Below are 26,628 nucleotides of genomic sequence, written 5' to 3' on the forward strand. Positions count from 1 at the left end.
GCGTCACGCCACGAAGGTGCGCGGCGCCCCCGCCCCGCCCACGCCCCCGCTCTCCACCAGCCGGGCCGCCGCGGCCAGTCGCAGGGCCGCCTCCTCGGCCACCGCGCCGCCGACCGTGAACGGCAGCCGCACATAGCCCTCGAAGGCCCCGTCGACCCCGAACCGCGGCCCGGACGGCACCCGGACCCCGACCCGCTCGCCCGCCTCGGCGAGCCGCGACCCGGACAGGCCGCCGGTGCGCACCCACAGGGTGAGCCCGCCCCTCGGTACCTCGAACTCCCACTCGGGCAGCTCCCGCCGGACCGCCGTGACCAGCGCGTCCCGGTTCTCCCGGGCCTGCGCGCGGCGCAGGTCGACGGCCCGTTCCCAGCCGCCGGTGCCGAAGAGCCAGTTCACCGCCAGCTGTTCCAGGACGGGGGTGCCCATGTCGGCGTAGGCGCGGGCGGCGACCAGGCTGCGGATCACGTCGGGGGCCGCCCGCACCCAGCCGATCCGCATCCCGGCCCAGAACGCCTTGCTGGCCGAGCCGACGGTGACGACGGTCGAACCGGCCGGGTCGAAGGCGCACATCGCGGGCGGCATCGCCAGGTCCTCGTCGAGCCGCAGCTCGCTCATGGTCTCGTCGGCCACCAGCACCGTCCCCGCCGACCGGGCCGCCTCCACCAGGCACCGCCGCTGGTCCTCGTCGGCGAGGGCCCCGGTCGGGTTGTGGAAGTCGGCGACGACGTAGGCGAGCCGGGGCGCGGCCTCGCGCAGCACCTGACGCCACCGCTCCGGCTCCCAGCCGCCGAGGCCGTCGGCCATGGCGACCGGCACCAGCCGGGCCCCCGCCTCGCGCATCAGCTGGAGGATGTTGGCGTACGAGGGCGACTCGACGGCGATCCGTTCGCCGCGCCCCCCGAAGAGGTGGCAGATGGCGTCGATCGCGCCCATCGCACCGGTGGTCACCATGATCTGCTCGGGCATGGTCGGAATGCCCCGCGCGGTGTAGCGGTCGGCGATGGTGGCGCGCAGCGCGGGCAGCCCGGCCGGGTAGTCGCCGTGCGTGTGCGCGTAGGGTGGCAGTTCCTCCAGGGCGCCCTGGACGGCGCGGGTCAGCCAGGGTTCGGGCGCCGGGAGCGCCGCGCAGCCCAGGTCGATCACCGAGCCGAGCGCCTCGGGCGGCAGCGGCTCCAGGCCCCGCGCGGGCACCGGGTTGCCGGGCGGCACGGCGGTCCAGCTGCCCGCGCCGCGCCGGGACTCCAGGAAGCCCTCGGCGCGCAGTGCCTCGTAGGCGGCGGCGACCGTGGTGCGGCTGACCGACAGGGCGAGGGCGAGTTCCCGCTCGGCGGGCAGCCGGGCGGCGACCGGGACCCGTCCCTCGAGCACCAGCAGCCGGACGCCGTCGGCCAGCGCCCGGTAGGCGGGCGGGCGGCGGGTGCCGGGCCCGGCCGGGCGCTCCGCCTGCGACCCGAGCAGCCGGGCCAGTTGCGCGGCCCCCACGGCCGAAGTCCACTGCGCCATGCGAATCAGTCCACCTTCCGCGAATTGGCCATAGCAGGCCCTCGCTACCAGGCCACAGGGTGACACAGGTCAAGCCACGTCCACCACAGGGGGCACCCCATGCGTCTCACCCGACGGCTCACCCAGCTCTACGGCGGTCTGCTGCTCTACGGGGCCAGCTCGGCGCTGCTGGTCCGCTCGGGCCTCGGTCTGGAACCGTGGAACGTGCTGCACCAGGGCCTGGCCGAGCGCACCGGCCTGTCGATGGGCCTGATCCTCACCATCGTCGGCGCCGCCGTCCTGCTCCTGTGGATACCGCTGCGCCAGCGCCCCGGCCTCGGCACGGTCTCCAACGTCCTGGTGATCGGCGCGGCGATGGACGGGACGCTGGCGCTGCTGCCGGACGCGCACGGCTGGGCGGCCCGCGCCGCCTTCCTGATCGCCGGGATCGTCCTGAACGGCGCGGCGACCGGCCTGTACCTCGCGGCCCGGTTCGGCCCGGGACCGCGCGACGGCCTGATGACGGGGCTGAACCGGCGCACCGGGCGGTCGGTGCGCCTGGTGCGTACGGGGGTGGAGATCACGGTCGTGGTGACCGGCTTCGCCCTCGGCGGCACCGTCGGGATCGGCACCCTGCTGTACGCGGTGACGATCGGCCCGCTGGCCCAGTTGTTCCTGCGGATGTTCGCCGTCCCGCCGGCATCCGGCGGCAGCACGGTGGTTGCCACCGGTCAACCCCGGGCGGCGATACTGCGTCGGTGACCACCCCGATACGCCACCCCTACCTCGACCATCCCGGCCCGATCGCCTTCGCCCACCGGGGCGGCGCGGCCGACGGCCTGGAGAACACGCTGCGCCAGTTCCGGCGGGCGGTCGAGGCGGGCTACCGCTACCTCGAGACCGACGTGCACGCCACCCGCGACGGCAAGCTGGTCGCCTTCCACGACGTGACGCTGGACCGGGCGACGGACGGCCGGGGCCGGATCGCCGAGCTGCCGTGGGCACAGGTGAGCCGCGCGCGGGTGGCGGGCGCCGAACCGCTCCCCCTCTTCGAGGAACTCCTGGAGACCTTTCCCGAGGTCCGCTGGAACGTCGACGTCAAGGCCGAGGCGGCGCTGCTGCCCTTCCTGAACCTGGTCGGGCGGGCGAACGCCTGGGACCGGATCTGCCTCGGCTCGTTCTCCGAGGCCCGGGTGGCCCGCGCCCAGCGCCTCGCGGGCCCCCGGCTGGCCACCTCGTACGGCACCCGGGGCGTACTCGGGCTGCGGCTGCGCTCCTGGGGGCTGCCCGCCGCGGCGCGCCGCTCGGCGGTGGCCGCCCAGGTCCCCGAAGCCCAGTCGGGCATCCCGGTGGCCGACCACCGCTTCGTCCGCGCCGCGCACGCGCGCGGACTCCAGGTGCACGTGTGGACGGTCAACGACCCCAACCGGATGCACCGGCTCCTGGACCTCGGCGTGGATGGCATCATGACCGATCACATCGACACACTGCGCAAGGTCATGGAGGACCGCGGCGTCTGGGTCTGAGACCCGCGCCCGGCCGGGGACGGCGCGCGGTCACGGGGAAGGCGGGGGCACGGGTGGGCACCGACACCGTGCGGACACCGGCGGCCGACGACGCCGCCGGACGCCGGCGCGAACAGCGCGGCTGGTACTTCTACGACTGGGCCTGCTCGGTCTATTCGACGAGCGTGCTCACCGTGTTCCTGGGCCCCTATCTCACCTCGGTCGCCGAGTCGGCGGCGGATACGGACGGGTACGTCCATCCGCTGGGCATACCGGTGCGCGCCGGGTCGTTCTTCGCGTACTCGGTGTCCCTGTCGGTGATCGTGGCGGTGCTGGTGATGCCCCTGGTGGGCGCCGCCGCCGACCGCGGCGGCCGCAAGAAGCCGCTGCTGGGGGCGGCGGCGTACACCGGGGCGGCGGCCACGGCCGGCATGTTCTTCCTGGCCGGCGACCGCTATCTGCTCGGCGGCCTGCTGCTGGTGATCGCCAACGCGGCCCAGTCGGTGGCGATGATGCTGTACAACTCCTACCTGCCGCAGATCGCCCCGCCCGAGGAGCGCGACGCCGTCTCCTCCCGGGGCTGGGCCTTCGGCTACGCGGCCGGGGCGCTGGTGCTGGTCGTCAACCTGGTGCTCTACACCGCGCACGACTCCTTCGGGCTCACCGAGAGCGCGGCGGTCCGGGTCTGCCTGGCGTCGGCGGGCCTGTGGTGGGGCGCCTTCGCGCTGATCCCGCTGCGTCGGCTGCGGGACCGCCGGACCCCCGCGCGGGAGGCGGCCCTGCCGGGCTTCCGCCAATTGGCGGCGACCGTGCGCGGCATGCGGCGGCACCCGCTGACGCTGGCCTTCCTGCTGGCGTACCTCGTCTACAACGACGGCATCCAGACAGTGATCTCCCAGGCGTCGGTCTACGGCTCCGAGGAACTGGGCCTGGGCCAGTCCACCCTGATCGTGGCCGTCCTGCTGGTGCAGGTGCTGGCGGTGGCGGGCGCCCTGCTGCTGGGCCGGCTGGCCCGCAGATACGGCGCCAAGCGCACCATCCTCGGCTCGCTGGTCGCCTGGACGGTCACCCTCGCGGCCGGGTACTTCCTGCCCGCCGGGGCGCCCGGGTGGTTCTTCGTGCTGGCCGCCGGGATCGGCCTGGTCCTCGGCGGCAGCCAGGCGCTGTCCCGCTCCCTCTTCTCCCACCTGGTGCCGCCCGGCAAGGAGGCCGAGTACTTCTCCGCGTACGAGATCAGCGACCGCGGGATGAGCTGGCTGGGGCCGCTGCTGTTCGGGCTCACCTACCAGCTCACCGGGAGTTACCGGGACGCGATCATCTCCCTGGTGGCGTTCTTCGTCATCGGCTTCGCGCTGCTCGCGCGGGTGCCGGTCCGGCGGGCGATCGGCGACGCGGGCAATCCCGTTCCCGAAAGGATTTAGCACTTGGCACGAAAGGGCGGTAGTGTACGCCTTTGGCCTGCCAGGCGTACCGTTACTGCGCGTCAAAGGTGCCGAAACGCCGGGTGACATCTCCCAGTAGGTGTGACACACCGGGCGCCGGTGGGTACTGCACTGGTTGACAAAGGCTGCGGCTACGACGGCGACACATGGCCCCGGAACGGGACTCGGGACGGGAATCTTTACCGCCGACCGGACGTTGACCGGATGACGACGACAGCGACACCTGTCCTGTGGGCGACAAGCCCGGGAGGCACGATTCATGAGTGAGCGAGCTCTTCGCGGCACGCGCCTCGTGGTGACCAGCTACGAGACGGACCGCGGCATCGACCTGGCCCCGCGCCAGGCCGTGGAGTACGCATGCGAGAAGGGGCACCGCTTTGAGATGCCCTTCTCGGTCGAGGCGGAGATTCCGCCGGAGTGGGAGTGCAAGGTCTGCGGGGCCCAGGCACTCCTGGTGGACGGCGACGGCCCTGAGGAGAAGAAGGCCAAGCCCGCGCGTACGCACTGGGACATGCTGATGGAACGACGCACCCGCGAGGAACTCGAAGAGGTCCTCGAGGAGCGGCTGGCGGTTCTGCGCTCCGGCGCGATGAACATCGCGGTGCATCCGCGAGACAGCCGCAAGAGTGCGTAGTCCCTGCGGGGACTGAGGACGATTGCTGCGGGCGCCGTACGTGTACATGCACGTACGGCGCCCGCAGTCGTGCTCCCCAGAGGGCCGCGCCCCCGGTCCGGTCCCCCATCGGCCTGGCCGGCCTCGGTCGGGAAGGGCCGGCTCAGCGGGTCAGGGGTGGCCGCGGGTCCTGGTCCGGGTTGGCTCGCTCCTCGTCCCGTATCACCTCGCCGGGCACCACCTTGCCGTCCGGGCGATGCATACGGGCCTGGCGGAAGGCGTCGCCGAGGGTGCCGGGGTCGGCCGCGCGCAGGCGGCGCTCGAAGGTGCGCTCCGCGTACCGGCTCACGGCCTTCTGGACTGGGGGCAGCAGCAGGAGCAGGCCGGCCGCGTCCGTGAGCAGGCCGGGGATCATCACCAGCAGGCCGCCCAGCATCATCAGGCCGTTGCCCTCGCTGTTCGGCCGGGCCGTCGGCATCGCGCCGCCCTGCTGCTGCCGCACCGTCTCCTGGAGGCTGCGGAAGGCCCGGCGGCCCGCCCGCTTGATGATCACGGAGCCCAGGACGACGCCGGCCAGCAGGATCAGGAAGACCACGAAGCCGCTGGCGGCGCCCGCGACCAGCGTCAGCAGCCAGATCTCCAGGACCAGCCAGGCGGCGATGCCCAGCGGCAGGAACGTACGCAGCCGGGAGCGCTGGGGCCGGGCGGGCTGGCTGGGGGTGTGAGCGCCGGTCGTCATACCTCCAGTGTGCCTGGCCCCGGCTCAGCGCGGGATAAGGGGCCCGGTCAGGAGGGCTCGGACCGCCGCTGCGCCGGACGGCCCCGCTTGTCCCGGTCCATGATCTTGCCGACCCGCTCCCCGACACCCCAGGCGGTGACCCGCCACAGCGCCTCGACGAGGATGTCCTTGCTCATCTTGGAGTCGCCCAGCTCGCGCTCGACGAAGGTGATCGGCACCTCGACCACGTGGTAGCCGGCCTTGACCGCGCGGCGGGCCAGGTCGACCTGGAAGCAGTAGCCCTGCGAGGCCACCTCGGTCAGGCCGAGGCCCTCCAGGGTCTGCCGCCGAAAGGCCCGGTAGCCGCCCGTGATGTCACGCAGCGGCAGGTCGAGGGCGAGCCGCGAGTAGAGGCTGCCGCCGCGGGAGATGACCTCCCGGGACTTGGGCCAGTTCACCACCCGGCCGCCCGGCATCCAGCGGGAGCCGAGCACCAGGTCGGCGCCCTTCAGGGCGGTCAGCAGCCGCGGCAGTTCCTCGGGCTGGTGGGAGCCGTCGGCGTCCATCTCGACCAGGACGCCGTAGTCCCGCTCCAGGCCCCAGCGGAACCCGGCCAGGTAGGCGGCGCCGAGGCCCTCCTTGCCCTTGCGGTGCAGGACGTGGACCCGGTCGTCGACGACGGCGACCTCGTCGGCGAGCTTGCCGGTGCCGTCGGGGCTGTTGTCGTCGGCCACCAGGACGTGCGCCTCTGGGACCGACTCGCGCACCCGGGCGACGATCGCCTTGATGTTCTCCGACTCGTTGTAGGTCGGGATGATCACCAGGGGCGTGCCGAGCGGGCCGAACCTTCTCTCCTGGCCCGATGCCGCTCGCGTCCCGTCACCGTCGTTCACTGCTGCCCCTTCAAGTCCGTCCGCAGGGCACCACCATAGTGGCCGCGGCCTGCGATGACGTGACAGGAGGTTCGTATGGTGGTGTCGTTTCCACAAGACCTGGGTAGCAATGGGTCTTTTGGGGCGGCACTCGGCCGCGGCCAGCCGCGGCCGGCTACGGATGGGGGCCCGGCGCCCTTCGGGCCGACCCGGGACCCGCTGGCTGCGGATCGACCTAGAGCCGTTGTCTACTGAGCGCCCGGGCCCCACCCGGGTCACACCTCCCGACCGGCCGGAACGCTCCCTCGGCGCGGCGCGAGTGCTGGGCCTGGCTCACAGTGGCGGTGCGCCGGTGCGGCACACCGTCCCTGACCCAGCGGCGCCGCGCCGTGTGCGCGGTAGTTCCCCGGTCGGGCGTCCGGTGGTGGACTCCGCTGAACCTACCGGCCCGCCGCCGTCGCCTGTCAACAGCCGTTTGACCTGCGGTGATCGAATCAATGCCCTGGTCAGCGGCGAGACCGGCCGGGCAGTGCGACACAGGGACGGAGGAAAGATCGTCGCCCCGTCGGACGTGGGGATCACTCGCCCGGCCGTACGAAGACCGTCCGCCCCCCGACCACGGTACGCAGGCAGACCGGCAGGTCACGGCCCGGGGTGAGGTCGGGCAGGCCGGGGGTGCCGGAGCGCGGGTCGGTCGACCAGCGGGCGACCCGGTCGTCGGGGGCCTGGACCACCAGGTCGCCGGTGCGCCACACGGCGTAGTCGGCGGGCGCGCCCGGCACCAGGACACCCGCGTCGTCCCGGCCGACGGCCCGCCAGCCGCCGCGGGTGTGGGCGGTGAACGCGGCGCGGACCGAGACCCGGTGCTCCGGGGTGCGGTGGAAGGCGGCGGCCCGGACGGTGCCCCAGGGGTCGAGGGGGGTGACCGGGCTGTCGGAGCCGAAGGCGAGCGGGACACCGGCGCGCAGCAGCGCGGCGAAGGGGTTCAGGGTGCGGGCCCGGTCGGCGCCCAGGCGCTGGGCGTACATGCCGTCCGCGCCGCCCCAGAGCGCGTCGAAGGCGGGCTGCACGGAGGCGGTCAGACCGAGTTCGGCGAAGGCCGCGACGGTCTCGGCGGTGAGCATCTCGGCGTGCTCGACGCGGTGCCGGGCGGCCCGGACGCGGGCGAGGCCGACCTTCTCGGCGGCCGCCCGGACGCCCTCGACGACGGCGGCGACGGCGGCGTCGCCGATGGCGTGGAAGCCCGCCTGGAGGCCGGCCTCGGTACAGGCGACGACGTGCGAGGCGACCGCGCCCGCGTCGAGGTGGGCGAGGCCGGTGTGCCGCGCGTCGGCGTAGGGCTGGTGCAGGCAGGCGGTGTGGGAGCCCAGCGAGCCGTCGACGAAGAGGTCGCCCGCGGCGCCGGCCGCGCCCAGCTCCCGCGCTTTGTCGGCATCCTGTTCGGCCCAGTAGCCGACCACCCGGGGGCCGGGCTCCTGACCGGCCAGCTCCAGCAGGCCGGTCAGGTCGTCCTCGGAGGAGATCTCCGGGCCTGCGCATTCGTGAACGGTTCCGATGCCGAGCGAGGCGGCGTGGGCGAGCGCGGCGCGCTGCGCCTCGGCGCGCTGGGCCGGGGTGACGGCGCCGAGCGCGGTGGCGCGTACCGCGTGGTGGGCGTCGGCGGTGAGGGGGGCGTCCGGGTGGCCGGCCGCGGCCGGGACCAGGTCAAGCAGGGCGGTGCTGGCGACGGCCGAGTGGACGTCGATCCGGCTGAGGTAGAGGGGACGGCCGCCGGTGGCCGCGTCGAGTTCGGCGCGGGTCGGCGGGCGGCCCTCGGGCCAGGCGGCGGAGTCCCAGCCGTGGCCGAGCAGCACCCGGTCGGCGGGGCGGGCGGCGGCGAACTCCCGCACCCGGGCGAGGGCCGCCGGGAGGGAGGGGGCGTCGGACAGGTCGAGGCCGGTGCGGGCGAGGCCGGTGGCGGTCGTGTGCACATGTGCGTCGGTGAACGCCGGGGTGACCAGCGCGCCGTCCAGGTCGAGCACCCGGTCCACGCCGTCCGCGAAGGCGTCCGCGGCCCCCTCGGAGCCGACCCAGGCGATCTGGCCGCGTTCGACGACCATGGCCGTGGCGAAGGGATCGGCGGGACTGTGGACCTCGCCGCGGCGCAGCAGGACGGTCTCGGTGGGGGCACTGGACTCACTCATGGACACCAGTCTCACCCCTCGCCGGGGCCGCCTGGCACACAGGTCCGTCAGATGCGCGGCGGCCGTGCCTCGTACGGGGTGGAGAGCACGACGGTGGTGCGGGTGGAGACGCCCGCCAGCGAGCGCAGCCGGGCGAGGAGTTCCTCCAGTTCGTGCGGGGTGGCGACGCGCACCTTGAGGATGTAGTTCTCGTCGCCGGCCACGCTGTGGCACGCCTCGATCTCGGGGACGCCGGCCAGCCGGTCCGCGATGTCGTCGGGGGCGCTGGGGTCGAACGGCTTCACCGAGATGAAGGCGGTCATCGGCAGCCCGACGGCCTCCGGGTCGACGACCGCGGCGTACCCGCGGATGACGCCACGCTGCTCCAGCCGCCGCACCCGCTGGTGCACGGCCGACGTGGACAGGCCCGTGGCCTTGCCCAGGTCGGTGTAGCTCATCCGCCCGTCCTTGACGAGCAGCTGCACGATCTGTCGGTCCAGCTCCTCCATGGCGCAAGAACCTACAGTGCGTCTGACCTCCCCGGACACCCGAGCACCCCGGATCGCTCCCGGCCGGTGAGGTCACCGGGCACCCGCGAGCGGCATGTGACGAACGCCACAGGCTTCGAACAGCCTCCGTGATGTTCTCGTGATTACCGCCGACGGGGGGCGGGAAGTGCTTGCTGTGGTCGAGGCCGCAGTGCCGTCCCGGCCCAGCCCGAGGGGGAGAATCCCATGCAGAGTCTTCAGCGCCCTGGTCGTACCACGCCCAAGCGGCAGCAGCCGGTGATCGAGCCCACGCCGGAGGGCGTCGAACCCGACGCCTTCGACGAGGACGAACTCGACACCTATGACACGTTCGAGATGTACCGGGTGATCTGCCCGGACTGCGCCCAGCCCATCGCCCTGCTGGCGGACGAGGAGGTGCTCCCGGAGCACGCGCTGTGCGCCTCGCCGTGGAACCCGTTCGGGCTCACGGTCTGCGCCGGCACCGGCCGCCGGGCGACCGACGCCCGTCCCGCGGACGAGTCCTTCCAGCCCCAGGAGCAGGACACCGCCCTGCTGCTGACGCTCCCGCAGGGACTGGACTGGCGGATGCAGCCCTTCTCGCACGTCGGCGGCCCGGGCTCGCGCCCGATGCGGGTGCCGACGATGCGGCGCCAGGCCGCCTGAGCCGCGCGCGGCCCGTCGACGGGCCGCAGGAGGCGGCCGGCCGGGCTCTCCCGGCCGGCGCCGTCGGACCTCCGTGCCACCGGGCTCTTCCGGCCGGCGCCAATGGACTTCCGTGTCACCAGGCTCTTCCGGCCGGCGCCAATGGACTTCCGTGCCACCAGGCTCTCCCGGCCGGCGCCAATGGACTTCCGTGTCACCAGGCTCTCCCGGCCGGCGCCAATGGACTTCCGTGCCACCGGACCTCCGTGCCACCAGGCTCTCCCGGCGGCGCCAATGGACTTCCGGGTCACCAGGCTCTCCCGGCGGCGCCAATGGACTTCCGTGCCACCAGGCTCTCCCGGCCGGCGCCAATGGACTTCCGTGCCACCGGACCTCCGGGTCACCGGGCTCTTCTGGCCCGCGCCCTCGGACCTCCATGTCACCGGACTCTCCCGGCCCGCGCCATCCGACCTCCGTGTCACCGGGGGCGCGCGGCCGGGCCCCGGTGAACTCGTGCACGATTCCGTGCGCCGGTGACCTGTCCGCGGTTTCACGCGTTGCCCTGGTATGACCCCCACGTTCACGGCGAGCGGGCGTCGGCGGCGCGTATTCGTCCCGGTTCCCGCCGGAGCGCTGCCGCCGGCGCCCCAGCCCCCGGACCCGCCGATCTACCGCGAGCTGATGCGGGCCTGGGCCGACCGCGGCCGCACCCTGCCGGGGCGCCACGACCCGGAGTGGGCCGAACTCACGGCGCCCCCGCGCGCACTCGGCGACTTCAGCGTTCCTCCGGCCCCGCGAGGTGGCGGGCGATGACCATCCGCTGGATCTGATTGGTGCCCTCGACGATCTGGAGCACCTTCGCCTCGCGCATGTACCGCTCGGCCGGGAAGTCCGCGGTGTAGCCGTAGCCGCCGAGGATCTGCACGGCGTCGGTGGTCACCCGCATCGCCGTGTCGGTGCAGTGCAGCTTGGCCATCGCCGCCTGCCGGGCGAACGGCCGCCCGGCGTCCCGCAGCCGGGCCGCCGCCAGGTACAGGGCGCGGCCCGCCTCGATCTGGGTCGCCATGTCGGCGAGCATGAAGCGCAGTCCCTGGAAGTCGGCGATCGGCCGGCCGAACTGCCGCCGCTCGGTGGCGTAGCGCACCGCCTCGTCGAGCGCCGCCTGCGCCACCCCGATCGCGCAGGCGGCGATGCCGAGCCGCCCCGAGTCGAGCGCGGACAGGGCGATCGCGAACCCCTGGCCCGGCTCGCCGATCCGCCGCGTGTCCGGTATTCGTACGCCGTCGAAGTGGACCTGTGCGGTGGGTGAGCCCTTGAGCCCCATCTTCTTCTCCGGTGCCGCCGCGCTCAGCCCCTCGGCGTCGCCCGGGACCAGGAAGGCGGTGATGCCGCGCGGGCCATCCTCCCCCGTGCGGGCCAGGACCGTGCAGAAGTCGGCGATGCCGCCGTGCGTGATCCACGCCTTGGTCCCGGTGAGCACCCAGTCGTCGCCGTCCCGGACGGCTCTGGTGCGCAGCGAGGCCGCGTCCGAGCCCGCGGACGGCTCGGACAGGCAGTAGGCGCCGAGCAGGCCGCCGCCGAGCATCGCGGGCAGGTGCTCGACGCACTGCTGCTTGGTGCCGTGGGCGGCGAGCGGATAGCAGGCGAGGGTGTGGACGCTGACGCCGAGGCCGACGGTGAGCCGGACAGCGGCGAGTTCCTCCAGGACCTGGAGGTAGACCTCGTACGGCTGGTCGCCGCCGCCGCGCTCGGCGTCGTAGGGCAGGCCGAGCAGGCCGGAGTCGGAGAGCAGGGTGAAGACCTCGCGCGGGAAGCGTCCGGCGTCCTCCTCCTCGGCCGCCGTGGGCGCTATGTCGCGCCGGGCGATGTCCCGGACGAGCGAGATCAGGTCCCGGGCCTCGTCCGTGGGCAGGTGACGTTCCACCGGCTGCGGGGCGCGGTCGTGCATGGCGACGCTCTCCTCCCTGTGGGGCGCACCGGCGGGCGGGCGCCGTGGGTGGGCGGCTCGCCGGGTCGATCGGCCGTGGCCGGGCGCGTACTCCCGGGTCTCGGAAGCTGCTGACCAGCGGCTGTGCGGCGATTATGCCCCGCGGAGCAGCGCTCGTCACCAGTTAACGACCGCTCACTTCAAAGAAATGCTGCGGGTGCACTCCGGGGTCCGCAAGCGGAACGCGCCCGTTCGGAAAATGGTCCGAACCATTGACCGCACTGGTCTAGTCCTCCTACTGTGACCGCCCAACCGAACTATCGCGTTCATGCCAATCGGCGCGTTCCCTCTCCCCCCACGAGGAGCCACCCCGATGCACTTCCCGAACCGCCCCCGCCTGCGCCGAGTCGTCTCCGCGCTCTGTACCGCCGCCCTCGGTGCCGGTCTGCTGGCCGGCGCGGGCACCGCGAGCGCCGCCCCCACGGCCGAGCGGGCCGCCGCCGGCTCGAAGACCGTCGGCTACTTCACCGAATGGGGCACCTACGACCGGAAGTACTACGTCAAGAACATCGAGACCTCCGGCTCGGCCGACAAGCTGACCCACATCAACTACGCCTTCGGCAACGTCACCGGCGGCAAGTGCGCCCTGGGCGACTCCTACGCGGCGACCGACCGGGCGTACACCGCGGACGAGTCGGTCGACGGGGTCGCGGACACCTGGGACCAGCCGCTGAAGGGCAACTTCAACCAGTTGCTGAAGCTGAAGCAGCGGCACCCGGACCTCAAGGTGCTGTGGTCGTTCGGCGGCTGGACCTGGTCCGGCGGCTTCGCCGAGGCCGCCAAGGACCCGGCCGCCTTCGCCCAGTCCTGCTACGACCTGGTCGAGAACAGCAAGTGGGCCGATGTCTTCGACGGCATCGACATCGACTGGGAGTACCCGAACGCCTGCGGTCTGACCTGCGACACCAGCGGACGGGAGGCGTTCGGGGCGGTGCTGGCCGCGCTGCGCGCCAAGTTCGGCGGCGACCACCTGGTCACCGCGGCGATCACCGCCGACGCGACCTCCGGCGGCCGGATCGACGCCACCGACTACGCGGGCGCGGCGCAGTACGTCGACTGGTACAACCCGATGACATACGACTTCTTCGGCGCCTGGGACAGCACCGGGCCGACCGCCCCGCACTCGCCGCTGACCACCTACGACGGCATCCCGAAGGCGGACTTCCACACCTCGGCGACGATCGCGAAGCTCAAGGGCCTCGGCGTCCCGGCCGAGAAGCTGCTGCTCGGCATCGGCTTCTACGGGCGCGGCTGGACCGGCGTCACCCAGGAGGCGCCTGGCGGCACCGCGACCGGCCCCGCGGCGGGGACGTACGAGCAGGGCATCGAGGACTACAAGGTGCTCAAGGAGAAGTGCCCGGCGACCGGCACCGTGGCCGGCACGGCGTACGCCAAGTGCGGTTCGGACTGGTGGAGTTACGACACTCCGGGGACCGTCGCGGGCAAGATGGCGTACAAGGACCAGGAGGGGCTGGGCGGCACGTTCTTCTGGGAGCTGAGCGGGGACACGGCGGACGGGGAGCTGATCAAGGCGATCAGCTGACCCTCTCGCCTCAAGGAGCCCGCCCGTCCCGACGGGCGGGCTCCGGCGCGGGGTGGGCGGGGTCCAGTTCCGCGATGGCGCGCAGGGCGCCGCCGAGCGTCTTCACCAGCAGGGCGCCCATGGTCTCGCGGGAGAGTTCGGGGCGGTCGATCCAGTCCAGGGTGGCGCCCTCCACGCCGCACACCCAGGCCAGCAGTCCGGTGCGGGCCAGCGGCGAGATGCCGGCCCGGCCGTAGGCGCCCTCGGCGAGGGTGCTGACGATCGTCTCGCGCACCTGGTCGCGGATGGCGTGCACCTCGGCGTCGAAGCCGACGCCGCCGCAGACGATGGTGCGGTACGCGGCCTGGTTGTGCTCGGCGTAGCGCAGATAGCCGTCGACGGTGCGGTGCACCCGGTCCACCGGCGGCAGGTCGAGACCGCCGGCCGCGAAGGTCACCAGGTCGGTCACCGCGTCCTGGACGATCGCCAGGTAGTAGCCGCGCTTGGACTGGAAGTAGTAGTAGATCAGCCCCTTGGCGACCTGGGCCTCGCGGGCGATGTCGTCCATCGAGAGCGCGTCGTAGGGGGTGTCGGCGAACAGCCGCCGGCCGATGGCGATGAGTTCGCCGCGGCGGGCCAGGGAGCGGCCGGTGGCGCGCGGCCGGGCCGGGGCGTGTCCGGCTCGCGGGGCCGGGACGGGCGGTTCGGCGCTCTGCTGGCTCGTGTTCACGATCGACCCCGGGCTGCGGCGGGCTGTGGACCCCCGCAGTATGGCAGCCGGGACGTGGGTCAGGTCACAGCAGTCGTCACAGCAGTCCGAGCTGGACCACGAGCATGGCGACGACCACCACGAGGGTCCAGCCGAGGACGTGCTCCAGGATCTGGGGGCCGTCTTCCTGGGGGCCGCCGGTACGGACGCGGGCGGCGGTGGCGTTGTGTGCGGTCATGGCTTCTCGCAGAGGTCGGACTGCCGGGTGGTTCCCCCCACCGATCCGTCCACCTTGCCACCGAAAAGCGGCGTTGCGACAGAGATGTCCGTCACAGCGCCCGGTCCCCGGCCCGCCCGGCCGGGGACCGCCGTACGGCGTGCTCAGCGCACGCCCACCGCCGCGAGCGCCGCGCGCTGGCGCGGGGTCGGGTGGGCCGGGAAGAAGAGGTAGCAGACGCCACCGGTGCCGGAGGCCACCTCGCCGGCCGCGTTGTAGCGCTTGGTCCGCAGCCAGATGTTCTCCCACTCGCGCCGCCGGTAGACCCGGCGCACCGCCTCGTCGCTGTCGGAGGCCGGGTCGCCCGCGATCACGTCGCCGTCCGCGGTGAAGCCGATCACCGTCATCAGGTGCCCGGAGGTGCCGTAGCCGGCGCCGGTCAGCTCCTCGGCCAGGAACGACTGGGACGTTATGGCCGGGATGCCGGCCGCGATCAGCGTCTCCAGGTCGGTGAGCGAGCCGAGCCGGGTGACCACCCCCTGGAGGCCGTCGAAGGTGGCCGCGTAGGCGGCGTTGAACGGCCAGTTGCCGCAGCCGTCGTACTGGTAGTCGAACGTGTACCGGGCCGCGTGGCAGATCTGCGGGTCGGCGTAGGACGGGTCCACCCAGGCCAGTTGCTCGGCCGTGAGCCGGCCGCCCCAGTACTCGATGATCATCTGGGACGAGGTGGGGCTGCACCAGGCCTCGCCGCCGTTGTCGTACTCGGGGTACTGGCCCTTGTGGATCTCCTGCGAGTAGCGCGGGACGGCCAGTTCCTGGGCGAGGCCGGGCGTGGAGGCGGGGACGGTGAAGCGGTCGGGGATGTCGGAGCCCATCGCGCCGAGCCGCCACACGGTCGGGGTGGTGCGGGTCCCGGGCCGCCGGTACAGCGTCAGGCGCAGCCGGTAGGAGACCAGCCGCAGCCCCGTCGAGGCGTCGTCGATCGCGAAGGTGTCCGTCCAGACGCTGCTCCGGCCGTCGCTCTGGTCGTCGACGGAGGTGCGCCGGATGTCCTGGTCGCCCGCGGCCCAGCGGCCCATCACGTACCAGGGGGTGTCGGTGCCGTCGGAGTAGGTGCCCTTCAGTTCGGCCTGGAGCCAGGTGCCGCCCGGGGTGTGGGCGTTCCAGGAGACGATCGCCTCGGTCGACGGCACGGCGAGCCGGTGCACGGGCGAGGTCCAGGTCGCGTACTCCCAGTCGGCCGTGCGGCCGGTGTGCGGGTCGGTGTACGAGGTGGTCCCGGCGGGGCTGCCGAGCACCACGCCGGGACGGCCGCCGGCGACGGCCCGGGTACCGCGCGCGGTGCCGCCGCGCCAGTCGCGGTACGTGGTCCAGGCGCGGTGGTCGACACGGCGGGCGGGGTCGGGGCCGGTGCCGCGCGCGTCGTGGGCGGTGCCGGCGGCGGCCGGGGCGGCGGTGCCCGCGACGGCGGCGGCGACCGCGACGGCCAGGACGGTTCTGCGGGACGGCTGTTCGGCTCTGCTCATGGGCGGAAGACCCCCAGGTGTCCGAGTCGGGGCAGGTCCTTGCACGGTTGTGCGCCAACTATGACCGCAGCCGACCGCCGCGGCCAGCACTTTCCGCCATGCCACGCCCATGAATACCGCTCTTCACCCCGGGCGCCCGAGAGGTGCGGGCCGGTCGCGGTTAGAGTGCTGCGGGACCGACCGCCGCCCGCCACGCCCCTCAGGACCCGTCATCCACGAGCTAGCCTCCCGCCTTCGCCGGCTGCCCCCGTCCTGCGGCCCGGTCCGGCTGATCGGGGTGGACGGACACGCGGGCTCCGGGAAGTCCACCTTCGCCGGGCGGCTGGCGCGGGCCCTGGACGGCGCGCCCGTACTGCACCTGGACGACCTCGCCAGCCACACGGAACTGTTCGACTGGACCGGCCGGCTCCGCGACCAGGTGATCGAGCCGCTCGGCCGCGGCGAGAGTGCCCGCTACCGCCCCTACGACTGGCGGGCCCGGCGCTTCGGCCCGCCCCGCACGCTGCCGCCGGCCCCGGTGGTCCTGGTGGAGGGGGTGGGCGCGGGCCGCCGGGCACTGCGCCCCTGGCTGGCCGCGCTGCTGTGGCTGGAGCTGCCGCCCGAGCAGGCGTGGGCGCGGGGGCGGACGCGGGACGGCGAGGAACAGCGGGAGTTCTGGGACGGGTGGATCCCGGCCGAGCGCCGGCACTTCCGCCATGACCCTTCGCGCCCCCATGCCGACCTCCTGGTGCGACCGGGACAAGAGGGACAAGAGGGGTACGAGATGCTCCCCGGACCTGCCGGGACGGGACCCCAGGGCCTCGATTCTCACCCGGAGTGACCGGCCGCCGCCATTGTGTCGAACTTGTGAAAGCGCCTCCCTGGCAAGTTCCTGAGAAGCCCCAACTCGGCTTGACCCAAGGGTCGGACAGGTCTTACGTTCTCAATGTGCGGCCTTTCGGGGCCGTCGGCAGACGCGAAGCCCCCGGTTGTTCCCCCGTGATCGGGGGCTTCGTTCTGTCCACATCGCCCCTTTTCCGGGGCGCTGGACGCCGCCGACTGCTTACCCTCGGTCACCGCACCCTCTGCGCCCCGTCTGCTTCCGCCCCGCGCAACAGCACGTCACCGCACCCTTCGGAGGGAAGACCCCCGCAGGTACGATGCCCTGGGGTGCGGCCCGCGGACGACCGCTCCGGGCACCTGGCAACTCCGCCCCGGGGCACGGCGGTTCAGCGGTCGGAGCAAAGCGGGCGACGGCCCGGTGGCATACCGACGGGGGCACGGTTCGTGGGGGACGTGATGGACTTCGGCACGCAGGGCCCGCCGGCCCCGGCCGACCTCGCCTGGCTGCGAGGCGTGGACGCCTACACGATGGGCGCCTATCCGCAGGCCGAGGAGGAGTTCCGGACCGCGGTGCGGATCGACCCGGGGATGGCCGACGGCTGGCTCGGACTGCACGCGCTGCGCGTCGACACGACGGCCGCGCTGCTCAGGATGTTCCGGCACCGGGGCCGCTTCGGCGAACAGCGCACCCGGCACGGCCGTACCCTCAACTCCTGGTACTGGCTGGGCTGGTGGGTGCAGCCGGTGCTGGAGAGCCCCCGCGACCTGCTGCTCGCGCACGCCTCGCACTGGCTGGACGGCCGCCATGTGCCGGAGCTGGACCGGGCGCTGGCCGGGCTGCCGCCGGTGGACACCGACCCGCACGTGCGTTTCCTGCACGCCTGCCGGGCCTATCTCGTCAAGGACTGGGAGCAGCTCGTCCGGCACACCGACCCGCTGCTCGGCGACCCGCTGCTCGGCATCGAGGCGGGCCTGTTCGGCGGCATGGCCCGGGTCCGCCTGGAGATGTACGGGCAGGCCGAGCCGCTGCTGGCCGGGGCGCTGATGCGGTGCCGCAGCGAGCAGCCGCAGCGCAAGGAACTGCGCTACTGGCTGGCCCGCTCGCGCGAGGGCACCGGCCGCAGCGCCGCCGCCCTGCCGCTGTACCGGGCCGTGCACCGGGTCGACCCCGGGTTCATGGACACCTCGGCGCGGCTGGCGGCGATCGCCGAGGGCGACGAGTACGAGGACGCGGCGGACCTGGCGGCGCTGACCCTGTCCGGGGTCGGGCAGGACGCCGCGGACGGCGCCGAGGGCCCGGACCTGCTGGACCCGTTCTACGGCGTCGAGGACCGGGATCTGCGGCTGTCCGCCTTCGGGCCGCCCGCCGCTCCCCCGCCCGCGGCGGCCGACCCCTCGGTGCGGCACCGGACCGCGGCGCCCGACCCGTCCCTGCCCACCGGCCCCACCGATCCCCGTTTACTGGAACAAGCGCTCGCCGAGCTGGAGCGGATGGTCGGCCTGGAACCGGTGAAACGGCAGGTCAAGGCGTTGTCCGCGCAGCTGAACATGGCCCGGCTGCGGGCCGGGCAGGGGCTGCCGGTGCAGCCGCCGAAACGGCACTTCGTCTTCTCCGGCCCTTCCGGCACCGGCAAGACCACCGTGGCCCGCATCCTGGGCCGGGTCTTCTACGCCCTCGGACTGCTCGGCGGCGACCACCTGGTGGAGGCGCAGCGGGCCGACCTGGTCGGCGAGTACCTGGGGCAGACCGCCGTGAAGGCCAACGAGCTGATCGACTCCGCGCTCGGCGGCGTCCTCTTCGTCGACGAGGCGTACGCGCTGTCCAACTCCGGCTACGGCAAGGGCGACGCGTACGGCGACGAGGCCCTCCAGGTGCTGCTGAAGCGGGCCGAGGACAACCGGGACCACCTGGTGGTGATCCTGGCCGGCTACCCGGAGGGCATGGACCGGCTGCTCGCCGCCAACCCCGGGCTCTCCTCCCGCTTCACCACCCGCGTGGACTTCCCCTCGTACCGGCCCACCGAACTGACCGCGATCGGCGAGGTGCTGGCCGCCGAGAACGGCGACCGGTGGGACGAGGAGGCCCTGGAGGAACTGCGCTCGATCGCCGGGCACGTGGTCGAGCAGGGCTGGATCGACGAGCTGGGCAACGGACGGTTTCTGCGCACGCTGTACGAGAAGAGCTGCGCGTACCGGGATCTGCGGCTGTCCGCCTACCCCGGCGCGCTCACCCGGGACGACCTGGCGACGCTCAGGCTGCCGGATCTGATGCAGGCGTACGGGGAGGTGCTCTCCGGGCGCGGGCCGCAGGATCCGCCGGCCATGTGAGCGCGGGGCCGCGCCCGGAGCCTGACGCGCTCAGGAGGCGAGCACCTCCTCGGGGGACCCGCTGCCGCGCGGCTCGGCCACGGTCACCTCGGCCACCTCCCGGTGCGCCGGGTCCCGCACCTCGCCGACCAGCAGCTCCAGTACGTCCTCCAGGGCGACCAGGCCGAGCACCCGGCCGCCGGTGTCGACCACCTGGGCGAGATGGGTGGCCGCCCGGCGCATCACGGTGAGCGCGTCGTCGAGCGGCAGTTCGGGCCGCAGTGTCGTCATGGGGCGCCAGACCTGCTGGGGCACGGCCCGGTCGGAGTCCTCCAGGTCCAGCACGTCCTTGACGTGCAGATAGCCCATGAAGGCGCCGGTCTCGGCGGCGACCGGGAAGCGCGAGTAGCCGGTCGCCGCGGTCAGTTCGACGATCCGGCCCGGGGTGACCGACGGGCTGACCGTCACCCAGGACTCGCCCTTGAGGAGGACGTCCGTCACCGGGCGCGAGCCCAGCTCCAGGGCGTCCTCCAGTCGCTCCTGCTCCTCGGGGTCGAGCAGACCGGCCTGGCCCGCGTCCTCCACCAGCCGGTTGAGCTGCTCGCTGGTGAAGACGGCCTCCACCTCGTCCTTGGGCTCCACCCGGAACAGCCGCAGGATGCCCTGGGCGCAGGCGCCGAGGGCGACCGTGATCGGCCGGCACAGGCGGGCGAAGGCGACCAGGCCGGGGCTGAGCCACAGCGCGGCCTTCTCGGGGGCGGCCATCGCCAGGTTCTTCGGCACCATCTCGCCGATGACCAGGTGGCAGAAGACGACGACGGCCAGCGCGATGACATAGCCGAGCGGGTGGACCATGCCGTGCGGCAGGCGCATCCAGGTGAAGACCGGCTCCAGCAGGTGGGCGACGGTCGGTTCGGCGACGGCGCCGAGGGTGAGCGAGCAGACGGTGATGCCGAACTGCGCGGCGGCCATCATCTGCGGCAGGTGCTCCAGGCCGTGCAGCACCTGGCGGGCGCGGGCGGTGCCGAGCGGTTCGATCTGGCTGCGGCGCACCGAGACCAGCGCGAACTCGGCGCCCACGAAGAACCCGTTGGCGAGCACCAGCAGCGCGGCGAGCAGGAGTTGCAGGACGCTCATCGGACCGCCTCCGGGACCGGTACGGCGACGGGTGTGGTGCGCACCAGCCGTACCCGCTCGGCGCGGTAGTGGCCGACCCGGCGCACGGACAGCCGCCAGCCGGGCAGCTCCGCGCGGTCGCCGACCGCCGGGATGCGGCCGAGCCGGTCGGCGACCAGGCCGGCGACGGTCTCGTAGGGCCCCTCGGGGACCTCCAGGCCGATGCGGCGCAGGATGTCGACGCGGCAGCTGCCGTCGGCGTCCCAGGCGGGCCGGCCGTCCTCGGGCGGGGCGGCGGCCAGCTCGGGCAGGTCCTGTCCGTCATGCTCGTCGCGGACCTCGCCGACGATCTCCTCGACGATGTCCTCCAGGGTGACGACCCCGGCAGTGCCGCCGTACTCGTCGACGACGACGGCTATCGGCTGCTCACTGCGCAGCCGGGCCAGCAGCGGCCGCACCGGCAGTGTCTCGGGGACCAGCAGCGGGGGCCGGGCGATGCCCGCGACGGGGGTGCGCAGCCGCTCGTGGGCGCGGACCGCGAGGGCGTCCTTGAGGTGGACCATGCCGACGATCTCGTCGATCTTGTGCCGGTAGACGGGGAAGCGGGACAGGCCGGTGGCGCGGGTCAGGTTGACCACGTCCTCGGCGGTGGCCGAGGAGTGCAGGGCGCTGACCTTCACGCGCGGGGTCATGACGTGCTGCGCGGTCAGCCCGCCCAGCGACAGGGTCCGCACGAACAGGTCGGCGGTGTCCTGCTCCAGGGCGCCGGCCCGGGCCGAGTGCCGGGCCAGGGAGACCAGTTCGCCCGGGGTGCGGGCGGAGGCCAGTTCCTCGGCCGGTTCGACGCCGAGGGTGCGTACCAGGCGGTTGGCCACCGTGTTCAGCGCGGCGATGACCGGGTGGAACAGCCGGGCGAAGGCGTGCTGCGGGCCGGCCACGAAGCGGGCCACCTGCAACGGCCGGGACACCGCCCAGTTCTTGGGCACCAGCTCGCCGATCACCATCTGCACCGCCGAGGCCAGCAGCATGCCGACCACGACGGCCACGCCGGACACCGCGCCGGCGGGGACGCCGAGGGCGGTGAACGGGCCGTCCAGGAGCTGGGCGAGGGCCGGTTCGGCGAGCATGCCGACGACGAGGGAGGTGATGGTGATGCCGAGCTGGGTGCCGGAGAGCTGGAAGGACAGTTCCTTCAGGGACTCGGCGACGCGGCGGGCCCGCCGGTCACCGGCCGCGGCGGCCCGCTCGGCGTCCGCGCGCTCGACGGTCACCAGGCCGAACTCGGCCGCCACGAAGAATCCGTTGGCGAGGATCAGCAGGAGTGCGGCTGCCAGGAGCAGCAGGGGGTTGGTCATGATGCCGCCGCCTGTGTCGTGTCACGACCGGGGGCGGCGCAGGTACTGCAGGACGATCCGTCCATCGCCGGAGGGAGTCACTCCTCGGGTAGCAGGAACCCCTGTGCACCGGGCGGAGCGACAGGGACGGAGGCGCTCCTGTCGCGCCGCCGCCCTCCAGATTAATCACGAACGGGGCGACTGCGGCAGGGTGGACGACCCCGATCGGGCCCCGATCCGCCCCCGGGACGCTCCGGAGCGCACCTCGGGGGCGCCCGGAGCAGGTGGCTCACGCCCCCGGGCGGCCGGCCGAGCGGGCCTCGGCGAGCGCCCGCAGGGTGCGCGCGTCGGCGACGGCCCGCTGCTTGGCGATGCCGGGCTGGATGCCGAGCACGGGCAGGCTGGTGCCGTCGCTCAGGTCGAGGAAGACCCAGGGGTCGCCGGCCCGGAGGTTGACCCGGACGATCTCGGCCCAGTCCAGCCGACGCCGCCGGGTGAGGTTGACGACGGTGACGCCGGACTCCTCGGCGACGGCCTTGGGCCGGGCCAGCATCAGCAGCACGCCGTCCAGGATCAGCGCGGTCAGCACGAAACTGAGCCGCTCCCCCGGGCCGAGGCCGTCCAGCAGCATCGCGACCGTGGTGAGGACCACGAACAGCACGACGGCGGCGGCGAGCAGCACGGCGCGGGTGTGGCCCGGCCGGAACGTGACGGGCAGGGCGGGCAGCTCCGGCCGCCCCGCTGCGGTGTCCGCCATGAGGATCTCCGAAGGGGGTGTCAGAGGCGGCAGGCGTGGATGGCGGTGGTGAGGATGGCGCGGGCGCCGATCTCGTACAGGTCGTCCATGATCCGCTGGGCGTCGGCGGCCGGGACCATCGCGCGGACGGCGACCCAGCCCTCGTTGTGCAGCGGGGAGATGGTCGGGGACTCCAGGCCGGGGGTGAGCGCGACGGCCTTCTCCAGCTGCTCGACCCGGCAGTCGTAGTCCATCATCACGTACGTCCGGGCCACCAGGACGCCCTGGAGGCGGCGCAGGAACTGCTGGGCCTTGGCCTCCGTCGTCTCGTCGGCGGTGTCGCCGGTGCGGCGGATCACGACGGCCTCGGACTTCATGATCGGCTCGCCGAAGACCTCCAGACCGGCGTTGCGCAGCGAGGTGCCGGTCTCCACGACGTCCGCGATGACTTCGGCGACGCCCAGTTCGATGGCGGTCTCGACGGCGCCGTCGAGGTGGACGACGGAGGCGTCGACGCCGTTGTCGGCGAGGTGCCGGGCGACGATGCCCTCGTAGGAGGTGGCGACCGTCTTGCCCTTGAGGTCCTCGACGCCGCTCGCCGCGCCCGGCTTGCCGGCGTAGCGGAAGGTGGAGCGGGCGAAGCCGAGGGGGAGGATCTCCTCGGCCTCGGCGCCGGAGTCGACCAGCAGGTCGCGGCCGGTGATGCCGATGTCGAGCCGGCCGGAGGAGACGTAGATGGCGATGTCGCGGGGGCGGAGGTAGAAGAACTCGACCTCGTTGCCCGGGTCGACGATGCGCAGTTCCTTGGACTCGCGGCGCTGCCGGTAGCCGGCCTCATGCAGCATGTCCGCCGCAGGGCCGGAGAGGGAACCCTTGTTGGGGACGGCGATGCGCAGCATGAGGTCGGCTTCCTTCGTGTGGTTTCTTACGGGGACGGGGCTCAGAGGTGGGCGTAGACGTCGTCCAGGGAGATGCCGCGGGCGACCATCATCACCTGGACGTGGTACAGCAGCTGGGAGATCTCCTCGGCGGCCGCTTCCTTGCCCTCGTGCTCGGCGGCCATCCAGACCTCGGCGGCCTCCTCGACGACCTTCTTGCCGATGGCATGGACGCCCTTGTCGACCAGCTCGGCGGTGCGGGAGGTGGCGGGATCGCCGTGGGCGGCCTTGTGCTGGAGCTCGGTGAACAGCTCCTCGAACGTCTTCTTGGACATGGTGCCGCCCACTCTACGGGTTGTGCGGACCGCCCTGGCGCCAGGGTTCGGATACTGAACGCAGCGTCGCCGCCGTCGCCACCGCCGCGGTCACCGCCTCGTGGCCCTTGTCCTCGGTGGAGCCCTCGATACCGGCCCGGTCCAGCGCCTGCTGCTCGGTGTCGCAGGTCAGGACGCCGAAGCCGACGGGGACGCCGGTGTCGACGGAGACCTGGGTGAGGCCCTGGGTGACGCCCTGGCAGACGTACTCGAAATGGGGGGTGCCGCCGCGGATGACGACGCCGAGGGCGACGATGGCGTCGTAGCCGCGTCCGGCGAGGCCCTTGGCGACCACCGGCAGTTCCCAGCTGCCGGGGACCCTGAGCAGGGTCGGCTCGCTGATGCCCAGGTCGTGCAGGGCGCGCAGGGCGCCGTCCACCAGGCCGTCCATCACCTTCTCGTGCCACTGCGCCGCGATGACGGCGACCCGCAGGTCGCCGACGTTGCTGACGGACAGTTCGGGTGCACCCTTGCCGCTCACGTTGCTCCTCGTGCTCTTTCGTTACTGGTTGCCGCAGGTGGACACGGCGGTGGTGTCCAGCCAGGGCAGGTCGTGGCCCATCCGGTCCCGCTTGGTGCGCAGGTAGCGGAGGTTGTGCTCGCTCGCCTGGACCGGCATCGGTTCGCGGCCGGTGACCTCGATGCCGTGCCGGACGAGGGCGTCCTTCTTGTCGGGGTTGTTGGTCATCAGGCGGACGCCGCGCACGCCGAGGTCCGTCAGGATCCGGGCGCCGGCGGCGTAGTCCCGGGCGTCGGCGGGCAGCCCGAGTTCCAGGTTGGCGTCCAGCGTGTCGCGGCCGCGCTCCTGGAGTTCGTAGGCGCGTAGTTTGGACATCAGGCCGATGCCGCGGCCCTCGTGGCCGCGCAGGTAGACGACCACGCCGCGGCCCTCGGCCTGGATGCGGGCCAGCGAGGCGTCGAGCTGGGGGCCGCAGTCGCAGCGCTGGGAGCCGAAGACGTCGCCGGTCAGGCACTCGGAGTGGACCCGGACCAGCACGTCGTCGCCGTCGCCGAGCTCGCCGTGCACCAGGGCGACGTGCTCGACGCCGTCCACGGTGGAGCGGTAGCCGTACGCGGTGAAGGTGCCGTGCGCGGTGGGCAGCCGGACCTCGGCCTCGCGGCGGACGGTGGGCTCCGCGCTGCGGCGGTAGGCGATCAGGTCCTCGATGGAGATGATCGTCAGGCCGTGCTTGCGGGCGAACGGGATCAGCTCGGGCAGCCGCAGCATCCGGCCGTCCTCGCCGGCGATCTCGACGATGGCACCGGCCGGGCGCAGGCCCGCGAGGCGGGCGAGGTCGACGGCGGCTTCCGTGTGGCCGTTGCGGACCAGGACGCCGCCGGGGCGGGCGCGCAGCGGGAAGACGTGGCCGGGGCGGACCAGGTCGGTGGGTTCGGCGGTGCCGCTCGCCAGCAGCCGCAGCGTGGTGGCGCGGTCGGCGGCGGAGATGCCGGTGGTGACGCCGTGCGCGGCGGTGGCGTCCACGGTGACCGTGAACGCGGTCTTCATGGACTCGGTGTTGTCCTCGACCATCTGCGGCAGCCGCAGCCGGTCCAGTTCGTCGCCCTCCATGGGAGCGCAGACCAGGCCGCGGCACTCGCTCATCATGAAGGCGACGAGTTCCTCGGTCGCCTTCTCGGCGGCGATCACGAGGTCGCCCTCGTTCTCCCGGTCGGCGTCGTCGACGACCACGACCGGGCGGCCGGCCGCGATGTCGGCGACGGCCTGTGCGACGGGGTCGAGGACCAGGTCCTCGGGGCCGTCGGCGGTGTAGAGGATAGGTGCCGCGCTCATGCGGGCGCTCCTTCCATGACGGGCCGCGGTCCCCTGCGGGAGCGCAGCCACCAGTCGCGCAGGCCCCACAGGACGAGCGCGCCGTAGATGACGTAGACGAAGCCGGAGAAGGCGAAGCCGTTGGCGAAGTTCAGCGGGACGCCGACCAGGTCGACCAGCAGCCAGGCGAACCAGAACTCGACCATGCCGCGGGCCTGGGCGTACATGGCGACGATCGTGCCGACGAACACGTAGGCGTCCGGCCAGGGGTCCCAGGACAGGCTCGGGTAGGCGGTGAACAGGCCGCCGACCGCGAGGGTGCCGACGGCGGCGGCGCCGAGCAGCACGGCGCGCTCGCGCCAGGTGGCGAAGCGGACGGCGATGGTGCCGTCCTGGGCCTGCCGGCGGCCCCGGTTCCACTGCTGGAAGCCGTACCCGGCGACCACCATGACGACGATCTGCTTGCCGGCGCTGCCGGACAGGTGGGCGGTGGCGAACGCGGCGAAGAGGATCAGGCCGGAGAGGAACTGCACCGGCCAGCTCCACAGCGAGCGGCGCCAGCCGAGGGCGAGACCGAGCAGACCTATGACGTTGCCGATCATGTCCGACCACTTGATGTGCTGGTCGAGGAGGACGAACGCCTCCGAATTGAGCCAGTTCACCGGGCGCCCCCCTGGGCGCCGAGCAGTCGCTCGACGTACTTGGCGATGACGTCCACCTCGAGGTTGACCGGGTCGCCGGGCTGCTTCACGCCGAGCGTGGTCAGGGCGAGGGTGGTCGGGATGAGGCTGACGGTGAAGTAGTCGGGGCCGGCGTCGACGACGGTGAGGCTGATGCCGTCGACGGTGATGGAGCCCTTCTCGACGACGTACCGGGCGAGGTGGGCGGGCAGCGAGATCCGGACGATCTCCCAGTGCTCGGAGGGCTCGCGCGCGACGATCTCACCGGTGCCGTCGACATGGCCCTGCACGATGTGGCCGCCGAGGCGGGCGCCGACGGCGGTGGGGCGCTCCAGGTTGACCCGGGAGCCGGTGGTGAGGGCGCCGAGGCTGGAACGGTTCAGGGTCTCGGCCATCACGTCGGCGGTGAACTCGTCGCCCTCGTGGTCGACGACGGTGAGGCAGACGCCGTTGACGGCGATGGAGTCCCCGTGCCGGGCGCCCTCGGTGACGACGGGGCCGCGCAGCCGGAAGCGACAGGCGTCGCCGAGGGTCTCGACGGCGGTGATCTCGCCCAGCTCTTCGACGATTCCGGTGAACACTTCCCGGGTCCTCCTGCCTCTTGGGCACGGACTCCGGGGCATCTGTCGACAGCCGACAGGACGTACGGACGACGGCACGGGTGTGGCGCTCGTCGGTCGGACCTGTCCCCCGAGGACGGGCCC

Annotated in this window: 26 protein-coding genes; 8 read left to right on the plus strand and 18 right to left on the minus strand. The window is 73.2% G+C overall.

Going from position 1 to position 26,628, the window contains the following annotated elements; genetic code table 11:
- Positions 1–3: 3 nt before the first annotated feature.
- Positions 4–1,503, minus strand: a complete 1,500-nt coding sequence (locus tag ACTT8P_RS12890) for an SCO1417 family MocR-like transcription factor (RefSeq protein WP_442831744.1) — start codon at positions 1,501–1,503, stop codon at positions 4–6.
- Positions 1,504–1,602: 99 nt separating this feature from the next.
- Here ACTT8P_RS12890 and yczE point away from each other — a divergent pair, with 99 nt between their 5' ends.
- From yczE to ACTT8P_RS12910, 4 genes are all read left to right on the plus strand, one after another.
- On the plus strand, positions 1,603–2,244 hold the full coding sequence (yczE, locus tag ACTT8P_RS12895) for a membrane protein YczE (protein WP_442831745.1): 642 nt from the start codon (positions 1,603–1,605) through the stop codon (positions 2,242–2,244).
- The gene (locus ACTT8P_RS12900) at positions 2,241–3,008 is read left to right on the plus strand and encodes a glycerophosphodiester phosphodiesterase (RefSeq protein WP_442831746.1); all 768 of its coding nucleotides are present in this window, start codon (positions 2,241–2,243) and stop codon (positions 3,006–3,008) included. Before yczE ends, ACTT8P_RS12900 begins: the two co-directional genes overlap by 4 nt.
- A 53-nt stretch (positions 3,009–3,061) precedes the next feature.
- Positions 3,062–4,408 (plus strand): MFS transporter, encoded by a 1,347-nt coding sequence (locus ACTT8P_RS12905; protein WP_442831747.1) that lies wholly within the window; start codon positions 3,062–3,064, stop codon positions 4,406–4,408.
- Between the two features lie 280 nt (positions 4,409–4,688).
- A complete protein-coding gene (locus ACTT8P_RS12910; RefSeq protein WP_003977404.1) occupies positions 4,689–5,063 on the plus strand; it encodes an RNA polymerase-binding protein RbpA in 375 nt (124 codons plus the stop codon).
- Positions 5,064–5,205: 142 nt separating this feature from the next.
- Here ACTT8P_RS12910 and fxsA read toward each other — a convergent pair whose 3' ends face one another.
- The 4 genes from fxsA to ACTT8P_RS12930 form a co-directional block, all read right to left on the minus strand.
- Positions 5,206–5,781 carry an FxsA family membrane protein gene (gene fxsA, locus ACTT8P_RS12915; RefSeq protein WP_442831748.1) on the minus strand — a complete coding sequence of 192 codons (576 nt, stop codon included), beginning with the start codon at positions 5,779–5,781 and terminating at the stop codon, positions 5,206–5,208.
- Between the two features lie 47 nt (positions 5,782–5,828).
- Complete coding sequence (locus ACTT8P_RS12920; protein WP_442831749.1) at positions 5,829–6,653, minus strand: polyprenol monophosphomannose synthase; 825 nt, start codon at positions 6,651–6,653, stop codon at positions 5,829–5,831.
- Between the two features lie 557 nt (positions 6,654–7,210).
- A complete protein-coding gene (locus ACTT8P_RS12925) occupies positions 7,211–8,815 on the minus strand; it encodes an amidohydrolase (protein ID WP_442831750.1) in 1,605 nt (534 codons plus the stop codon).
- Positions 8,816–8,862: 47 nt separating this feature from the next.
- Positions 8,863–9,303, minus strand: a complete 441-nt coding sequence (locus tag ACTT8P_RS12930) for an Lrp/AsnC family transcriptional regulator (RefSeq protein ID WP_004002750.1) — start codon at positions 9,301–9,303, stop codon at positions 8,863–8,865.
- Between the two features lie 225 nt (positions 9,304–9,528).
- Here ACTT8P_RS12930 and ACTT8P_RS12935 point away from each other — a divergent pair, with 225 nt between their 5' ends.
- A complete protein-coding gene (locus ACTT8P_RS12935) occupies positions 9,529–9,966 on the plus strand; it encodes a hypothetical protein (RefSeq protein ID WP_442831751.1) in 438 nt (145 codons plus the stop codon).
- 754 nt (positions 9,967–10,720) lie between these two features.
- On the opposite strand, the gene ACTT8P_RS12940 is transcribed toward ACTT8P_RS12935, so the two are convergent.
- A complete protein-coding gene (locus ACTT8P_RS12940) occupies positions 10,721–11,893 on the minus strand; it encodes an acyl-CoA dehydrogenase family protein (RefSeq protein ID WP_442831752.1) in 1,173 nt (390 codons plus the stop codon).
- Between the two features lie 352 nt (positions 11,894–12,245).
- Between ACTT8P_RS12940 and ACTT8P_RS12945 the strand changes: the two genes are divergently transcribed.
- Complete coding sequence (locus ACTT8P_RS12945; protein ID WP_442831753.1) at positions 12,246–13,475, plus strand: glycoside hydrolase family 18 protein; 1,230 nt, start codon at positions 12,246–12,248, stop codon at positions 13,473–13,475.
- A gap of 10 nt (positions 13,476–13,485) precedes the next feature.
- Here the strand turns inward: ACTT8P_RS12945 and ACTT8P_RS12950 are convergent, their stop codons facing one another.
- The 3 genes from ACTT8P_RS12950 to ACTT8P_RS12960 form a co-directional block, all read right to left on the minus strand.
- Entirely contained in the window at positions 13,486–14,184 is a 699-nt protein-coding gene (locus ACTT8P_RS12950; RefSeq protein WP_442831754.1) for a TetR/AcrR family transcriptional regulator, read from the minus strand.
- Between the two features lie 76 nt (positions 14,185–14,260).
- The gene (locus tag ACTT8P_RS12955; RefSeq protein ID WP_442831755.1) at positions 14,261–14,401 is read right to left on the minus strand and encodes an SCO1431 family membrane protein; all 141 of its coding nucleotides are present in this window, start codon (positions 14,399–14,401) and stop codon (positions 14,261–14,263) included.
- A gap of 143 nt (positions 14,402–14,544) precedes the next feature.
- Positions 14,545–15,906: a peptidase C39 family protein gene (locus ACTT8P_RS12960; protein WP_442831756.1), complete on the minus strand. Its 1,362-nt coding sequence runs from the start codon at positions 15,904–15,906 to the stop codon at positions 14,545–14,547.
- A 277-nt stretch (positions 15,907–16,183) separates the two neighbouring features.
- On the opposite strand from ACTT8P_RS12960, the gene ACTT8P_RS12965 reads away from it, so the two are divergent.
- Together ACTT8P_RS12965 and ACTT8P_RS12970 are read left to right on the plus strand one after the other, a co-directional pair.
- Positions 16,184–16,726: a uridine kinase family protein gene (locus ACTT8P_RS12965; protein ID WP_442831757.1), complete on the plus strand. Its 543-nt coding sequence runs from the start codon at positions 16,184–16,186 to the stop codon at positions 16,724–16,726.
- A gap of 458 nt (positions 16,727–17,184) precedes the next feature.
- Positions 17,185–19,056: an AAA family ATPase gene (locus ACTT8P_RS12970; RefSeq protein WP_442831795.1), complete on the plus strand. Its 1,872-nt coding sequence runs from the start codon at positions 17,185–17,187 to the stop codon at positions 19,054–19,056.
- A 30-nt stretch (positions 19,057–19,086) separates the two neighbouring features.
- Here the strand turns inward: ACTT8P_RS12970 and ACTT8P_RS12975 are convergent, their stop codons facing one another.
- The 9 genes from ACTT8P_RS12975 to ACTT8P_RS13015 all read right to left on the minus strand — a co-directional run bounded on the left by ACTT8P_RS12975 (position 19,087) and on the right by ACTT8P_RS13015 (position 26,505).
- On the minus strand, positions 19,087–20,172 hold the full coding sequence (locus ACTT8P_RS12975) for a hemolysin family protein (protein WP_442831758.1): 1,086 nt from the start codon (positions 20,170–20,172) through the stop codon (positions 19,087–19,089).
- Complete coding sequence (locus ACTT8P_RS12980) at positions 20,169–21,506, minus strand: hemolysin family protein (RefSeq protein WP_442831759.1); 1,338 nt, start codon at positions 21,504–21,506, stop codon at positions 20,169–20,171. The genes ACTT8P_RS12975 and ACTT8P_RS12980 overlap by 4 nt, the downstream gene beginning before the upstream one ends.
- A gap of 268 nt (positions 21,507–21,774) precedes the next feature.
- Entirely contained in the window at positions 21,775–22,242 is a 468-nt protein-coding gene (locus ACTT8P_RS12985; RefSeq protein WP_442831760.1) for a PH domain-containing protein, read from the minus strand.
- Positions 22,243–22,262: 20 nt separating this feature from the next.
- Complete coding sequence (gene hisG, locus ACTT8P_RS12990; protein WP_442831761.1) at positions 22,263–23,120, minus strand: ATP phosphoribosyltransferase; 858 nt, start codon at positions 23,118–23,120, stop codon at positions 22,263–22,265.
- 41 nt (positions 23,121–23,161) lie between these two features.
- Positions 23,162–23,434, minus strand: coding sequence for a phosphoribosyl-ATP diphosphatase (locus ACTT8P_RS12995; RefSeq protein WP_442831762.1), 273 nt, complete (start codon positions 23,432–23,434; stop codon positions 23,162–23,164).
- Positions 23,435–23,447: 13 nt separating this feature from the next.
- Positions 23,448–23,954 carry a 6,7-dimethyl-8-ribityllumazine synthase gene (gene ribH, locus ACTT8P_RS13000; protein WP_442831763.1) on the minus strand — a complete coding sequence of 169 codons (507 nt, stop codon included), beginning with the start codon at positions 23,952–23,954 and terminating at the stop codon, positions 23,448–23,450.
- 21 nt (positions 23,955–23,975) lie between these two features.
- Positions 23,976–25,265, minus strand: coding sequence for a bifunctional 3,4-dihydroxy-2-butanone-4-phosphate synthase/GTP cyclohydrolase II (locus tag ACTT8P_RS13005; RefSeq protein WP_442831764.1), 1,290 nt, complete (start codon positions 25,263–25,265; stop codon positions 23,976–23,978).
- Complete coding sequence (locus tag ACTT8P_RS13010) at positions 25,262–25,906, minus strand: nicotinamide mononucleotide transporter family protein (RefSeq protein ID WP_442831765.1); 645 nt, start codon at positions 25,904–25,906, stop codon at positions 25,262–25,264. The genes ACTT8P_RS13005 and ACTT8P_RS13010 overlap by 4 nt, the downstream gene beginning before the upstream one ends.
- Entirely contained in the window at positions 25,903–26,505 is a 603-nt protein-coding gene (locus tag ACTT8P_RS13015) for a riboflavin synthase (RefSeq protein WP_442831766.1), read from the minus strand. Before ACTT8P_RS13015 ends, ACTT8P_RS13010 begins: the two co-directional genes overlap by 4 nt.
- Between the last annotated feature and the right edge of the window lie 123 nt (positions 26,506–26,628).

Source organism: Streptomyces sp. JW3, from assembly GCF_052216785.1.
Lineage (GTDB): Bacteria > Actinomycetota > Actinomycetes > Streptomycetales > Streptomycetaceae > Streptomyces.

Excerpts from the sequence above, each read along its gene's own strand:
- ACTT8P_RS12940 (WP_442831752.1), bottom strand. The coding sequence starts at position 11,893 with ATGCACGACCGCGCCCCGCAGCCGGTGGAACGTCACCTGCCCACGGAC.
- ACTT8P_RS12910 (WP_003977404.1), top strand. The coding sequence starts at position 4,689 with ATGAGTGAGCGAGCTCTTCGCGGCACGCGCCTCGTGGTGACCAGCTAC.
- ACTT8P_RS12925 (WP_442831750.1), bottom strand. The coding sequence starts at position 8,815 with ATGAGTGAGTCCAGTGCCCCCACCGAGACCGTCCTGCTGCGCCGCGGC.
- ACTT8P_RS12945 (WP_442831753.1), top strand. The coding sequence starts at position 12,246 with ATGCACTTCCCGAACCGCCCCCGCCTGCGCCGAGTCGTCTCCGCGCTC.
- ACTT8P_RS12960 (WP_442831756.1), bottom strand. The coding sequence starts at position 15,906 with ATGAGCAGAGCCGAACAGCCGTCCCGCAGAACCGTCCTGGCCGTCGCG.
- ACTT8P_RS12970 (WP_442831795.1), top strand. The coding sequence starts at position 17,185 with ATGGACTTCGGCACGCAGGGCCCGCCGGCCCCGGCCGACCTCGCCTGG.
- fxsA (WP_442831748.1), bottom strand. The coding sequence starts at position 5,781 with ATGACGACCGGCGCTCACACCCCCAGCCAGCCCGCCCGGCCCCAGCGC.
- ACTT8P_RS12955 (WP_442831755.1), bottom strand. The coding sequence starts at position 14,401 with ATGACCGCACACAACGCCACCGCCGCCCGCGTCCGTACCGGCGGCCCC.
- ACTT8P_RS12935 (WP_442831751.1), top strand. The coding sequence starts at position 9,529 with ATGCAGAGTCTTCAGCGCCCTGGTCGTACCACGCCCAAGCGGCAGCAG.
- ACTT8P_RS12975 (WP_442831758.1), bottom strand. The coding sequence starts at position 20,172 with ATGAGCGTCCTGCAACTCCTGCTCGCCGCGCTGCTGGTGCTCGCCAAC.
- ACTT8P_RS12930 (WP_004002750.1), bottom strand. The coding sequence starts at position 9,303 with ATGGAGGAGCTGGACCGACAGATCGTGCAGCTGCTCGTCAAGGACGGG.
- yczE (WP_442831745.1), top strand. The coding sequence starts at position 1,603 with ATGCGTCTCACCCGACGGCTCACCCAGCTCTACGGCGGTCTGCTGCTC.
- ACTT8P_RS13005 (WP_442831764.1), bottom strand. The coding sequence starts at position 25,265 with ATGAGCGCGGCACCTATCCTCTACACCGCCGACGGCCCCGAGGACCTG.
- ACTT8P_RS12980 (WP_442831759.1), bottom strand. The coding sequence starts at position 21,506 with ATGACCAACCCCCTGCTGCTCCTGGCAGCCGCACTCCTGCTGATCCTC.
- ACTT8P_RS12995 (WP_442831762.1), bottom strand. The coding sequence starts at position 23,434 with ATGTCCAAGAAGACGTTCGAGGAGCTGTTCACCGAGCTCCAGCACAAG.
- hisG (WP_442831761.1), bottom strand. The coding sequence starts at position 23,120 with ATGCTGCGCATCGCCGTCCCCAACAAGGGTTCCCTCTCCGGCCCTGCG.
- ACTT8P_RS12985 (WP_442831760.1), bottom strand. The coding sequence starts at position 22,242 with ATGGCGGACACCGCAGCGGGGCGGCCGGAGCTGCCCGCCCTGCCCGTC.
- ACTT8P_RS12890 (WP_442831744.1), bottom strand. The coding sequence starts at position 1,503 with ATGGCGCAGTGGACTTCGGCCGTGGGGGCCGCGCAACTGGCCCGGCTG.